At 43.6% G+C, this 14,157-nt stretch carries 13 protein-coding genes; all 13 read right to left on the bottom strand.

Annotated elements, in window-relative coordinates:
* Window positions 1-192 precede the first annotated feature (192 nt).
* A complete protein-coding gene (locus tag ERJ70_RS14405) occupies window positions 193-1,614 on the bottom strand; it encodes a murein hydrolase activator EnvC family protein (protein ID WP_245207987.1) in 1,422 nt (473 codons plus the stop codon).
* Window positions 1,615-1,679: 65 nt separating this feature from the next.
* Window positions 1,680-2,573, bottom strand: a complete 894-nt coding sequence (ftsX, locus tag ERJ70_RS14410) for a permease-like cell division protein FtsX (protein ID WP_209365510.1) — start codon at window positions 2,571-2,573, stop codon at window positions 1,680-1,682.
* On the bottom strand, window positions 2,563-3,249 hold the full coding sequence (gene ftsE / locus ERJ70_RS14415) for a cell division ATP-binding protein FtsE (RefSeq protein WP_209365511.1): 687 nt from the start codon (window positions 3,247-3,249) through the stop codon (window positions 2,563-2,565). Before ftsE ends, ftsX begins: the two co-directional genes overlap by 11 nt.
* Before the next feature lie 424 nt (window positions 3,250-3,673).
* The gene (gene cccB, locus ERJ70_RS14420; protein ID WP_245207989.1) at window positions 3,674-4,042 is read right to left on the bottom strand and encodes a cytochrome c551; all 369 of its coding nucleotides are present in this window, start codon (window positions 4,040-4,042) and stop codon (window positions 3,674-3,676) included.
* A 46-nt stretch (window positions 4,043-4,088) separates the two neighbouring features.
* The gene (locus tag ERJ70_RS14425; RefSeq protein ID WP_245207991.1) at window positions 4,089-4,928 is read right to left on the bottom strand and encodes a YitT family protein; all 840 of its coding nucleotides are present in this window, start codon (window positions 4,926-4,928) and stop codon (window positions 4,089-4,091) included.
* 200 nt (window positions 4,929-5,128) lie between these two features.
* Window positions 5,129-6,235, bottom strand: a complete 1,107-nt coding sequence (locus tag ERJ70_RS14430) for an AI-2E family transporter (RefSeq protein ID WP_209365512.1) — start codon at window positions 6,233-6,235, stop codon at window positions 5,129-5,131.
* Window positions 6,236-6,430: 195 nt separating this feature from the next.
* Window positions 6,431-7,529 (bottom strand): peptide chain release factor 2 gene (gene prfB / locus ERJ70_RS14435; protein WP_245207993.1). Its coding sequence is split into 2 segments (ribosomal slippage): window positions 6,431-7,465 and window positions 7,467-7,529, totalling 1,098 coding nucleotides; the frame shifts between segments, so codons are not numbered across the junction.
* A gap of 103 nt (window positions 7,530-7,632) precedes the next feature.
* A complete protein-coding gene (gene secA, locus ERJ70_RS14440; protein ID WP_209365514.1) occupies window positions 7,633-10,143 on the bottom strand; it encodes a preprotein translocase subunit SecA in 2,511 nt (836 codons plus the stop codon).
* 197 nt (window positions 10,144-10,340) lie between these two features.
* A complete protein-coding gene (locus tag ERJ70_RS14445; protein WP_209365515.1) occupies window positions 10,341-10,577 on the bottom strand; it encodes a hypothetical protein in 237 nt (78 codons plus the stop codon).
* Between the two features lie 506 nt (window positions 10,578-11,083).
* Window positions 11,084-11,656 carry a ribosome hibernation-promoting factor, HPF/YfiA family gene (gene hpf, locus ERJ70_RS14450; protein WP_209365516.1) on the bottom strand — a complete coding sequence of 191 codons (573 nt, stop codon included), beginning with the start codon at window positions 11,654-11,656 and terminating at the stop codon, window positions 11,084-11,086.
* Between the two features lie 190 nt (window positions 11,657-11,846).
* A complete protein-coding gene (gene fliT / locus ERJ70_RS14455; protein WP_209365517.1) occupies window positions 11,847-12,203 on the bottom strand; it encodes a flagellar protein FliT in 357 nt (118 codons plus the stop codon).
* Window positions 12,200-12,601 (bottom strand): flagellar export chaperone FliS, encoded by a 402-nt coding sequence (fliS, locus tag ERJ70_RS14460; protein WP_209365518.1) that lies wholly within the window; start codon window positions 12,599-12,601, stop codon window positions 12,200-12,202. The genes fliT and fliS overlap by 4 nt, the downstream gene beginning before the upstream one ends.
* Before the next feature lie 26 nt (window positions 12,602-12,627).
* A complete protein-coding gene (locus ERJ70_RS14465; RefSeq protein WP_309507036.1) occupies window positions 12,628-14,148 on the bottom strand; it encodes a flagellar hook-associated protein 2 in 1,521 nt (506 codons plus the stop codon).
* Between the last annotated feature and the right edge of the window lie 9 nt (window positions 14,149-14,157).

Consider the following 14,157-nt stretch of genomic DNA (forward strand, 5'->3'; position numbering starts at 1 on the left):
TCACTCCAATGGATTTAATTCTATTTCTGCCTAAGTCTCTCCCTACTACTTTAACACGAAACAAACGCTGGTTGAGAAACAATGGGCAAAATGGATGAAGATGTAAGAAAAAGGCATCACACCGTTAACTGTGCGATGCCTTTTCTTCATTCAGTTTATGCGGGACTTGTCCCAAACATGTCTATTAAAGACTTAGAAATAACTATAAGGGTTTACGGCGTTGCTTTTCGAAGCGTTCCACGGACCTTTGTGCAATTCAAAGTGCAAGTGTGGCCCAGTCGAATCACCGGTGTTACCCATTTGACCGATCTGGTCCCCTTGGCTTACAGATTGACCGGTCGAAACGTTAAAACTATTCAGGTGAGCATATACGGTAGTGTAAACTTGTCCATTAATATAATGGCTGATAAACACACAGTTTCCGTAACTGGTGGAACGATACGCCCGGCTGACAACACCAGTGGCTGCCGCATAGACAGGTGTTCCAATGTTGTTAGCAATATCAATACCAGCATGGAAGCTACCCCAACGCATTCCTAAACCAGAGGTGTTAGTACCGCTAGATGGCCGGATGAACATGCCACTTCCACTGGACTGCTGCGAGGAAGAAGAGCTGTTGCTTTGGGCAGAAGTATTGCTGCTACTGCTGCTTCCGCTTGATTCAGCCTTTTTGCGTTCTGCTTCTTCTTTACGTTTTTTCTCAGCAGCCATTTTTTCCAGTTCCTGCTTCTGAGCTTGTGCCTGCTGGATTGCTTTTTGAATCGCGCTTTCCTGGCTTGTGAGCAATTGCTGCTCTTCCTCTAAGGACATCTTATATTCTTCGAGTTCGTGTTGTTCGTCTTCCAACTCGTTCATATAGGACTCTTTTTGCTCCATTTTCTGATTCAAGTCAGCTTTTAACGATTCAAGCTCCTGTTTTTGCTGCTGCAGGCTGTTCTTCTTGTCTTCCAGCTGGGCTTGTTTCGTTTCCAGCTGTTGTTTCTTCGATTCTACTTCTTCTTGCTTTTCTTCCAGTTCGGCCTTTTCAGCCCGATGTGTTTCCATGATGTCTTTATCCTGATCCATGATTTTATTCACGGCAGTTGCCCGGTTGATGAAATCCCCAAAGTTTTGGGCGCCCATCAGCACTTCCAAGTAACTGATGTCTCCGCCGTTTTTCTGGATATTGCGCAACCGATTTTTCAACAATTCTTCACGTTTGGCAATCCGCTCTTTCAAGTCCTCGATATCGGCTTTCAGCTGTTCAATCTCCTGCTTCGTCTGTTCGATTTCTGCAGTTGTTTGCTCGATTTCCTGATTGGTAGTACTTATTTCCGCTTCTTTACTTGCAATTTTTTCCTGTGCGTCGGACAGTTCCTGATCAATTTTCTCTATTTCATTTGTTACTTTGTTCTGATTCTCTTTGTTTTGTTCAATCTTTTCTTCCGTATTGGACTTTTTTCCGCTCACTTCGCTTTTTTCGCTGCTGACATCATTCTGCTTTTCTTTCAATGTGTTGAGTTCGTCTTTTACGCTGTCGATTTCGTTTGCTCTTACCTGGCTGACACCCGGTAAAACAGTGCCTAACGATAATGCAGTTATCATGAATAAATAAGCCGGTTTTTTCTTAATCATGTTCATCGTTCCCCCTGTTAGTACCTATTTAACGATTTTTTCTTTTTGTTGACTAATTCCTCTGCCTACACCTTCAAGAATTTCCGTACACTCATGACACTGCCCCAGACTCCGATCACGGCACCTATTCCCAAAATAATCAGAGAAAGCTGCCAGGCAAACGGATTGAAAGGCATTAAGGAGACAAAATCAAATGTGATCAATTGGCTTACATTTGTGTCTAGGTAATAATAACCTGAGAGAATCGCTGCTATCGGTATCACACTTCCAAGTATGCCGAGCAGCAGTCCTTCAATAAAAAACGGCCAGCGGATAAATGCATTGGTTGCTCCAACGAGCTTCATTATGCCAATTTCCTTACTGCGAGCCATAATGGTGATTTTAATGGTATTTGAAATAAGGAAGATTGCTGTGAATACCAAACCGATGATCAAAGCCAATCCGATGTTTCTTGCATATTTATTGAAACGGAATAAATTCTGGACAACGTCTTCTCCATAATTTACTTCCTGGATATTGTCGAACCCTTCGATTTTCGAGGCAACATCAAACGTATCAAGCGGGTCTGCTGTTTTTATGACAAACGCGTCATTCAATGGGTTGTCCTGTTCAAACATTTCCCAAGTTTCCCCTTGTTCGCCCATACTTTCAATTAAGCCGTTTAATTCCTCTTCTTTTGAGGAATAATCTACACTAGCAACGTCAGGAATATTTTCGATTTGTTGACGGATATCGTCTACTTGTGCTTCGTCTGCTGTAACTTCAACCAGCGCTTTGATTTCGACATCTTCTTCGATGTTGCCGGCAACCTGGTTTAAGTTGAGCATCAAAGCCAGAAATGCACCGACCAGGATCAACGTCGTGGTTACAGCTCCCACTGATGCTATAGTCATCCAACCGTTCCGGCGGATGTTTTTGGCGCCTTCGCGAAGGTGTCTTCTGAATGTATTAAATTTCATAGCCGTATTCACCCCGATGTTCGTCACGTACCACTAGACCGTCTTCGATAGCGATAACGCGTTTCTTGAAAGTGTTCACAATCTCTTTGCTGTGAGTGGCCATTAGAATGGTTGTTCCTGCTGCATTTATTTCTTCAAGGATTTTCATGATTTCCCACGATGTTTCCGGATCCAGGTTTCCGGTCGGTTCATCAGCGATAACCAGTTGAGGATGATTGACAATCGCTCTGGCAATGGCTACCCGTTGTTGTTCCCCCCCTGATAATTCGTCAGGGATGAAGCGAGCCTTATTTTTCAAACCGACTTGGTCCAACACTTCCATTACTCGCTTACGGATTACTTTCGGGGTTTCCTCAATTACCTCCAGTGCGAACGCCACATTTTCGAAGACTGTCATTTTGGGGAGTAATTTGAAATCCTGGTAAACTACGCCGATATTTCTTCTTAAGTAAGGAACTCTTTTCCATTTCAAATCATGAAGCTTGTGGTTGTTGACAATGACTGTCCCTTTGGTTGGCTTTTCTTCTCTGAAAATCATTTTGATGAATGTAGACTTTCCCGCGCCGCTCGGACCGACAACATATACAAACTCACCCTGTTCGATACGGACATCAATGCCATTTAGGGCAGTGACACCATTCGGATAAGTCTTGTAAACTCCCTGCATATCTATCATAAATTTATCACCTTTATCTCAATATGTTATATCGTGTTGAAATTTCTAGCTAGCCGCCGCTGACTAATTTGTCGAATCAGCAATTCTTTTACATTATAACATCTCTTATTGATTTTTTTAGCCATAAAATTATTACATTTATATTTCAACGTTAGCAATATCACAACAGTTCACAGCAACGAAACTACCAGTATATTGACAAATTAATAGAAATGGACGGGAAGTTTGCCAGAAAAATTCAACTTCCTCCCTTTTATCGGCATTTTTCTTGTTTTGTTAAACGAAATTCCGAAAGTGTCCCGATCCACTCCAATGGTTCGACAAGAGACTAACGTAAAGTTCAAGGGAATAAGCGGTTATTTCCATACTGCACAAAAAAAGACGCCCTCTTCAGGACATCTTTTTATCTGTTTTAATTCTTCTTTTACTTTTTCTCAGCCAGCCAGGCAGAAATCAATTCCGCATCTTCCCCTGTGGCTTGTCCAGGCGGCATGCCACCTCTGCCTTTTTCGATGATTTCCAAGATTTCTTCCTGGGAATACTTGCTGCCAACTTCCCGTAAATCCGGTCCGACATTGCCGCTCAAGTCTGCTCCGTGACAGGACTGGCAGCTTTTCTTGTATTCTTCTTCAGCAGCCGCCGTATCGACGGTCCCTTCTGTGTCGCCCGAGTTTTCCTCGGTTTGCTGGTCTTCCGATGTAGATTGTCCTTCATCCTCTGCCTGGTCGCCGGAGCCGCATCCGTTCAGGATAAAAGCTGCAGCAAGCAGAAAGAGAAACAAGATTTTTTTCAAAGTCTATTCCCCCATTTGCTTCGTTGTCATCTCTATTATAAGCAAATCAGTGGTTTTTAAAACCCTCGCCAAGCACTTCTGTCGCATTCATGGCGACGACAAACGCATGGGGATCAATTCTTTTTACGAGTTGTGTCAATTTCGTGAATTCATTCTGCGCAACCACACACATGACGATTCGCCGTTCCTGTTCCGTATATCCACCGGTTCCATTCAAAACGGTAACGCCTCTGTCGACATCCTGGAGCAAAGCGCGTCGGATATCTTCCGTATAGTCCGTAATGATCAACACATTTTTCGACGTGTTCAGCCCTACCTGGACAAAATCGATCGTTCTGCTGGTTACGAACAGACCGATTAATGCATAAAGTCCTTCTTCTACGGAGAAAACGAATGTAGCTGTTAACACAATCATTCCGTCAAAAATCGGTACGCAAACACCGAGCGGGAGATGCGTGAATTTATGAAGGATTTGTGCAGCAAGGTCGATTCCCCCAGTAGATGCTTTTCCACGAAAAACAATGCCAAGTCCGAGACCAACACCCATCCCGCCAAAAATCGATCCAAGCAATGGATCCGGCGTTGCAGGCGGGAAATCCCGTGTTAGAAACACGAAGAACGGTAGGACAACCGTACCGACCAATGACTTTAAGCCAAAGTTTTTACCAAGAATTATTACCCCGGAAATAAACAACGGGATATTCAGTGCCCACTGGACTACAGAAGGCTCCCAGCCAAACAGTGCTTTCGTTATCGTACTGATACCTGCCACACCGCCTGATGCGATATCATGAGGCAAAAGAAAAACATTAAAAGCGAGCGCCACAAAAAATGCCCCGATAATAACCAACGAATATTCAATCACATGAACCAGCCATACCGGCATTGGATTCCGCCTGTACTTTGCAATCATCATAACACCCCGTTCATCAAGTAGCAGAGAAGAATAACCTTCCCCACCCCAACCTTAAGGAGTATATCATGACAACAAGCCGGTAACAAGGCTTTGGGGACAGTCCCTCACCACAGTAGCGCAGTAGCGTGACAGTGTTTTACCACGCTAAATCAGTGGGGGACTGTCCCCTTCTACACTTGTTTTTCAGATTTTGCTTTGCGATGAATGAGAATAAATCGGTACATGTTAACCACGATCGATTTTCCCACTGCATAGGTTGGAACCGCCAAAATCAGGCCGATAATGCCACCGAAGTTAGCAGAGACAAGCAAGATAAAAATAACGGTCAGCGGATGAATGTCGAGCTTTTTCCCCATTACTTGCGGGGAGAAGAAGTTGCTGTCTATTTGCTGAACGATGATGATCACCAACAATACGAGCAGCGCCTTAATCGGCGACTCCGTCAAACCGACGATGACAGCAGGTGCTGTCCCGATAAACGGTCCGATAAATGGAACGACATTGGTCACTGTGGCCACGACACCAAGGACGAGCGAATATTGCAATCCAAGAATAAAATAACCGATTGTGAGCAGCGTACCGACACAAAGGCTGACAATCAACTGCCCTTGAATATAAGAACTCAACGCATGATCCAGATCCTTTAGTACTTTTCTTCCCTCGCTCTCATATTTATTCGGGGTAAAGCGCAACAGTCGGTTCGGAAGCTTGTCGCCTTCTTTCAGCATATAAAACAGAATAAACGGAACGGTGACAAGCAATACCACTATATTGGTGATGGTCGTGATTACCGACACAATATTGGAACCGATCGATTCCAGTGAACTGCTAAGGTAATCGCCTACTTGGCTTCCGAGTTGGTCTGAAGAAACATTCCTATTCTCCTGAAAACGCTGGACCCAGCCGTTGCTTTGTACATCGGCTATCCAGCCTTGCACACTTTCGACAAACTGGGGAATGTTTTCCACCAGTTTGGAAAACTGCTGCTGAAGTGGCGGACCGATGAGGAAAACCAGGCCAGTCAATACTCCGGCGGCCATTAAATAAACAAGCAAAATCGCCAGGGAATCCGGCATATACTTGCTTCCGAGAAGGGCAAATGGCCTCATCAAGTAGTATAGGACACCAGCCACGATGATTGGTGCAGCCAACGTCGTAAAGATAATAACAAGTGGAGTAAACACAAAGCTCACTAAATCAAGTAAATAAATAATCAATAATAACAGGATAATTCCCACTGCCGGGACAAACCACTTGCGTTTCGTCAATTCTTGCATAACGTCACTTCCTCTCTTTTCCTACCTATCCAAATAATATCCTAACAGCCAGGCCGGTAAACGTAGGCAAGCAGAGTATGCGAGCGAAAGTGAGTATCCTTTGGGGAAAATGGCCTGGCAGTATTCTAACAACATAACGCAAAAAGACCGGAGGATGCCTCTTGCTGGCTTTCTCCGGTCTTTCTATGCCTTCTCTTACATTTGAGAACGTAAATAAGCATCGATAAACGGATCGATGTCACCGTCCATGACACCTTGCGTATTTCCGATTTCATGATTGGTGCGGTGATCCTTGACCATGGAATACGGATGGAAAACGTACGAACGAATCTGGCTTCCCCAGCCTATTTCCTTCTGTTCCCCACGGATTTCATTCAGCTCTTGCTGTTGCTTTTCGATTTCCAATTGATAGAGTTTCGCTTTCAGCATTTTCATCGCTTGTTCCCTGTTCTTTATCTGGGAACGCTCCGATTGACAAGTAACAACCGTGTTCGTCGGGATGTGTGTAATCCGCACAGCGGAGTCTGTCGTGTTAACATGCTGACCGCCGGCACCGCTGGAACGGTAGGTGTCGATTTTTAAATCTTCTGTTTGCACATCTACATCGATACTGTCATCTAACTCCGGCATTACTTCACAGGAAACAAAGGACGTATGCCTGCGTCCGGAAGAGTCGAACGGCGAAATCCGTACCAGACGGTGTACGCCTTTTTCCGCTTTCAAGTAACCATAAGCATTATGGCCTTTAATCAACAGGGTTACGCTTTTGACTCCGGCCTCTTCACCAGGCAGATAATCCATCGTCTCTACTTTGAAGTTCTTTCTTTCCGCCCAACGTGTGTACATACGGAGAAGCATGCTTGCCCAGTCCTGGGATTCTGTTCCACCAGCGCCAGGGTGCAATTCAAGGATCGCATTGTTTTTGTCATATGGCTCCGACAATAAAATAAACAACTCGTAATTGTTGAGTGCTTCGGTTAACTCGTTGACTTCTGACTCTAATTCCTCACGTAAATCCTCATCGTTTTCCTCTTTAACAAGCTCATAGGATACTTCTAAGTTCTCATGCGTTTCGTGATGTTTATCAAAGTTTTCAACCAGTTCCTTGAGCCCGTTCACTTCGTTGATGACCTTTTGTGCTTCCTGCTGGTCATCCCAAAAGGTGGGGGCTGTCATTTCTTCTTCCAGTTCAGCAATACGGGCCCTTTTTTGTTCTAAGTCAAAGAGACCCCCTGAAGTCCGCTAATCGCTTAGCCATTTTATCCAACTCTTGCCTGATTTCCACTAATTCCATTGTGTCGTCACCTCAAATGATTGTTTATCAACGTTTTCCCGTTCCTGACAGTGGAAAACACTTCTACCTAAAGAAGTGTCTTCCGTTCCATCCTGCAGGAGCTTTAGCGCCCGTGACAGTTTTTATATTTTTTGCCGCTGCCGCATGGACATGGATCATTTCTGCCTACCGTGTCTGTTTTGACATACGGTTTTTTCGTTTTCTTCTTTTCTTCTTGACCGCCTGATACAGCCTGGGTGTTCTTGACCACTTCTTCTCGCTGGAGGTTTTCCCTGATTTGTGCCTTCATGACATACTTGGAAACCTCTTCTTCGATGGCAGCGATCATTTGTTCAAACATCGCAAAGCCTTCCATTTGATACTCACGGAGTGGATCATTTTGACCATATGCACGCAGGTGGATCCCCTGACGTAACTGATCCATTTGATCGATATGGTCCATCCATTTTGTATCTACCGAACGGAGCAGGATGACCTTTTCGAATTCGCGCATTTGTTCAGGTGTCAATTCTTCTTCTTTCTTGTCGTAGCGCTGCTTCGCTTTTTCGAAGATTACATCGATCATTTCCTCCGGATCTTTTCCGGTCAAATCATCGACTGTAATGTCCTCTCGTTCCAGCAGGTTGGCATGCAGATATTCGACTAATACGTTCAAATCCCAGTTTTCTTCCTCTTCATCAGAAGTATAGGATTGAACGGTCCTCTCGATCGTAGACTGCATCATCCGCTCGATGATTTCGCGGAGATCATCGGAATCAATCACTTCGAAACGCTGTTTGTAGATGATTTCCCTTTGCTGACGCAGTACATCGTCATAGGAAAGAATCGTTTTACGAGCATCGAAGTTGTTGCCTTCGACTCGTTTTTGAGCAGATTCGACGGCCCTGGAAACCATTTTACTCTCAATCGGCTGGGTATCATCCATGCCGAAACGCTCCATCATCGCTTTCATGTTGTCAGAACCGAAACGGCGCATCAATTCATCTTCCATGGAAAGATAAAATTGCGTTACACCCGGGTCGCCCTGACGACCAGAACGACCACGCAGCTGATTATCAATCCGGCGAGATTCATGACGTTCCGTGCCAATAACCGCAAGACCGCCGAGTTCTGTGACACCGTCGCCGAGTTTAATATCGGTACCACGGCCGGCCATGTTGGTGGCAATGGTGACGGCGCCTTTTTGTCCGGCATCCTCGATGATTTCTGCCTCTCGATAATGGTTTTTCGCGTTCAACACGTTATGTGGGACACCCGCTTTTTTCAACAGCTTGGAAATCAACTCCGACGTTTCAACGGCAACCGTACCGACAAGTACAGGCTGGCCAGCTTCATGCCTTTCTTTGATTTCCTCGACCACAGCACGGAATTTCCCTTCCATCGATTGATAGATAAGATCCGCTTTATCCTCACGAATGATCGGTTTGTTGGTCGGAATCACCATCACATCCATGTTGTAGATATTACGGAATTCTTCTTCCTCTGTTTTCGCTGTACCGGTCATCCCGGCAAGTTTTTCGTACATCCGGAAAAAGTTCTGGAAGGTTATCGATGCCAAGGTCATGCTTTCGTTTTGAATTTGCAGACCTTCTTTTGCTTCAATCGCCTGGTGCAGTCCATCACTATAGCGGCGCCCTTTCATCAGACGACCGGTGAACTGGTCGACGATGACGACTTCGCCTTCTTCCACCACATAATCAGTATCACGGTGCATCGAGACATGTGCCTTTAGTGCCTGATTGATATGGTGCGTCAAGGTTACATTGTTCAAATCAAACAGGTTTTCAATGCCGAAAAAGCGCTCCGCTTTGTTGATCCCTTCCTCGGTCAGTTGAACACCTTTTGTTTTTTCATCATAGGTATAATCTTCTTCATTGCTCAGTGTGCGTACATAAGCATTCGCCTGTTGATAGAGACTTGCCGATTTTTGTGCCGAACCGGAAATGATCAACGGTGTACGTGCTTCGTCAATCAAAATGGAGTCTACTTCATCAATGATGGCAAAATGCAGTGGACGTTGTACCATCTGTTCCTTATACAGCACCATATTGTCGCGCAGATAATCGAACCCATATTCATTGTTGGTACCATAGGTAATATCCGCCGCATAAGCAGCGCGTTTTTCTTCTTTGCTCAATCCGTTGCTGTTGATGCCGACCGTGAGCCCTAAAAATTGAAACAGTTCGCCCATCTGGTTGGCGTCACGCTCAGCCAAATAATCGTTGACCGTAACAATATGAACTCCTTTACCCGTCAATGCATTCAGGTAAGCCGGCATGGTCGAAGCAAGGGTTTTACCTTCCCCTGTCTTCATCTCTGCTATATTTCCTTCATGAAGGGCAACTGCACCCAGCAACTGGACAGGGAACGGACGCATGTTGAGCACACGCTTGGCGCCTTCTCTTACGACTGCATATGCTTCCGGCAACATGCTGTCCAAGTCTTCTCCATTTTGGTATCGCTCTTTAAATGCTTCTGTTTTATTTCGTAATTCTTCATCTGTCAATCGCTCGTATTCTGGTTCCAGCGCTTCTATTTCATCTGCCCTTTTTTGCAGACGGTTCACTTGACGTTGGTTACCATCCCCGAAAACTTTCTTCAGTAATCCACGCATGTAAAACGCTCCTCTTTATTTAGGAAAGCTCACAAATAGGCTTTCTTTCTCCTATATTTTAAATCTGTAAGAAATAGGTTAGTCCAAACTTTATAATAACACTAGCGGGGAGCGATGACAAGAAAGCACCGGGTGATGGGGATACGCTTTTCAGACAGCCATTTGTATAGATAAAATAAGCAGCCCGGGGGAGCGGGCTACTTATTCAGGCGAGGGAGCATAGAGGTGACGTGCGAGGCTTGTGGAGGCACGGTGAAGCGGGGAGCTTGTTGCTGAAAGAAGTAAATCTTTTCGAACTCGGAATGTTTTGCTTCTAATTCTGTTAGCTTCCGATTGGTTACAGCAATGATCTCTAACAGCTGGGTAATCGTATCTTCGTGCTGCTTCAAGATGTTTTTATGGTGCTCACATTGTTTGCAGTTGCTGACTGCCATTTACGCTCCCTCCCTTGAGGTATGGTATATATGTACGGAAGGGCTGGCGGGGTAATCGTTGCCATTTTTTATCCAGCCTGTTTCCGTCTTAAGTATGTTATACCATAGGGGGATTTTTCTGACGAATCGCCATTTACTTAAAATATACACAAAAATCCTCCTGAAACGATACGTTTGCCAGGAGGTTTTTTTGAATTTGGATAGTAAGATAACTCGCAAACTATTAGTTTGGGAAACAGATAAAGAAATTAAAAGAAAGTTGAGATGTGCCTGATGCTTTAGATAGAATTGGTTGCCGCAAAAAGATGGTTTATGACTTGAAGGGCGTGAACGCGGAAAGTGGCAAGGTTCGCTTTTATCCAAACCGAGTTGCCTTGAAGAGAGATAAAATCATAAAACAACGGTCCAGCCGATCAATACCCGCTGGACCGTTTCTTTACAGAGATATAACATTGCATTTATTTATCCTTCATATTCAACCTTTATCATTAAAAACAAGGAAGCAGTTAAGCTTCATTCGGCTCAATCAATCCATACCGGCCGTCACGGCGGCGGTAGACAACATTCGTATCACCTGTTACAGCGTTAGTGAATACATAGAAAGCGTGACCCAGCATATCCATTTGCAGGACTGCTTCCTCCGAATCCATCGGCTTCAAGTTGAAACGCTTCGTACGAACGATCTCGACGCCCGAATCTTCTCCCATCTCTTCCTGGTTCAATTGGCTTTCCAACGCCTCCTGTTCGAGTTCAGCGAATACATGTTTAGGGGCGCCGTTTTGCCGGGATTTTCGATTTACTTTTGTTTTATATTTACGGATTTGCCGTTCTAATTTATCCACTACAAGGTCGATGGCAGCATATAAATCGCTGTGTCGTTCCTCTGCGCGCAACAACAGATTGGTCATCGGGATAGTTACTTCGATTACCTGCTCATCATTGTAGACACCTAGATTAACATATACATCGGATGTTGGCGGTTTTTCAAAATACCGTTCTAGCTTACTGATCTTCTTCTCCACATAACTGCTGATGGATTCAGTCACCTCTAGATTCTCACCACGAATGTTGAATTTCATGTAAGTGCCTCCTTTTTAACCTTATGTATTTATTATTCCACAATACCCTGTCCAATTCCTGCCTAAACGAAGAAATATTTTGTCGAATTGGTGTCGAAAGATTAATGGAAAAGACATTCACCTTCAATAATCCAACTCGGTTTCACAGGATTTTCTCCAATAAAAAAAGAGGCGTCGAGACGCCCCTTTTTCACTTCTTTTGATCTAAAAACATACCATCATAGTTTGCTAATTGTTTATAAGGATTAGTATATTTATGATTAGAGTTTTTTTGCTTTTTTACTGTTTTCATTTCTGTTCGCAACCTCATCAGTAACTGTTTCAGGCTGTCATGAACTTCACGGTTAATGGGCAATAAAGCACGCCCGGTTTCCATTTCTTCCTCAGAATATGGAGATGTAATTCCTTCTATCATAGTGTCTCTATGTTCGAGGACTCTATTAATCTCTGAAATGGTCTCTTCACGCTGGTCAGCAGGAATTTCTCCCTTTAACTTCTCGCTTAATTCCAGGGTAATATCATAAAGAGGCTGGATCCGGTTCTTCATGCTTGGGCTCCCCGGCCATATTGTTTCTGTCTATTTAGTTTGATTACTTCCTTCCACGTATCACGGAACTCTTCCACCAAGCCCATAACTTCTTCCAGGATTTCTTTATCGCTATTTATGTTCGCTTCCATAAGCCGACGATTTATATAGTCATAAATAGGCAGGATTTCCTTGGAAATATCGGCTTTTTGATCAAGTGTGACCATCAATTCCTGAATGATTTTTTGAGCCTTTTGTATATTGATGTTTTTTTGTTCATGGCTTCCTTCTTCGATATCCCTGACTGCCTGTTTTATGAACTTGAGGCATCCGTTATATAGCATCAGCGTCAATTCCCCTGGCGAAGCGGTTGTCACGGAATTATTTTTATACGCCTGGTATTGCTGTTGCATTGACATATGTGTAAAACACTCCTCATAACATATTATCCATTAAATTGTTGCATTAAATAAGAAGACTGTTCATTCATTCTTTGAATTGCTTTCTCCATTGCAGTAAACTGGCTCCAGTAACGGTCTTCGATTTGTGTTAACCGATCTTGAAATTGATCGATTCTGCTATCAACATCTTTCAACTGCTTTCCGAGTGTATATTGTTCCAATGTGTGGTAACCTTTACCAGCTCGTTCTTCGATTCTTTTTACTGTGGAATTAATCGAATCATCAAGTCGGTTGATAATGCCGCGACCGTCCCCTTCTACGTCATTGGAAAACAACTCATAAACAGAATCCGGATCATTCTGAAGTGCTTCACGCAATTTACTTTCGGTTACGATTAATTTCCCTCCATCCAAGTAATTCGGAGAGGTTTCAATGCCTATCTCTGATAAATGAGAATACTCACTGCCATTGTCAATGTCCGAATACCAATCCTGCCGCATGCTGAAAATCCCCGAGGAAAGTATCGAATCACCTTTTAATAATCCACTCTTCGCTTTTTCTTCCCATAACTCAATTTCTTTATCAGACATCTCTTGCTTTTGAGCATCGGTCAATGGTTTATAATCCCGGTATTTTTCTTCACTTAGGCTTCCGTTTACCTTTTCAATAACTTCATTGTACTTATCCACGAATTTCATTATTTTTTCTACTGAGGCATCTACGTCATTACTTACTGTAATATTAGCTGAACCCTCTGTAACATCATTGAATTTAAAAGTTATGCCGTTTAGCTTAGTCGAATTAGTTTTGGAAGTTAAAGTGACGGCACCATTATAAATAAACTCAGCATCCTGAGCTGCTGTTTCCTGTCCAAGCTGAAGTGTATCTGTAAAAAATCCAGAGGTATCGGCGCTAAAGTCTATTTCCGAACCGCCTTCATTATGAACACCAGCTTCCGTTCTTTCCATAACTACTTTGTCGGCTTGAACGTCATAAAAAGCTCTTACACCATTATCTTGATCGGTAATTTTAGTTAACACACTGTTTAGCGTATCAGTTTCTGTTATATCAATATTATGTTCCGTTCCTACACCATTTTCATATGTAGTAAAGGTCATGGTGCTTGGAACTGTTACACCGCCTGTGAAATTCTGTTCAGAAAGCTTGCCAAAAGGATCTATTTTCTCAGTTCCACCTGAAATTCCCTGGGTACTAACATTTACTGCAGCTTTCGCTAGCTGGGTTACTTCCATATTATATGTTCCATTTGAAGCTGTGGCGTCAGCTGTAGCCGTGATTGCATCAGATTGAGAGGAAGTTGCTTGTCTAGTACTATAGGTCTTTTGATATTTCATATCTCTTAACATATTATCCAATTCTGAAAAACTTTTATTGACATCCCGGTAGGCATCGCGCTGCCAAGTCATCCAGGTTTTATCCTGTTCCATTTTTTGCAGTGGGATGCGCTCAGCTTCCATTAAATCACTGACAATCTGATCGATATCCATCCCGGATGCCAATCCACCAATTCGCATACTGTTCATGCTGCTCACATTATTCACCATTTTATCACC

This window comes from Sediminibacillus dalangtanensis, from assembly GCF_017792025.1.
Classification (GTDB): Bacteria; Bacillota; Bacilli; order Bacillales; family Amphibacillaceae; genus Sediminibacillus; species Sediminibacillus dalangtanensis.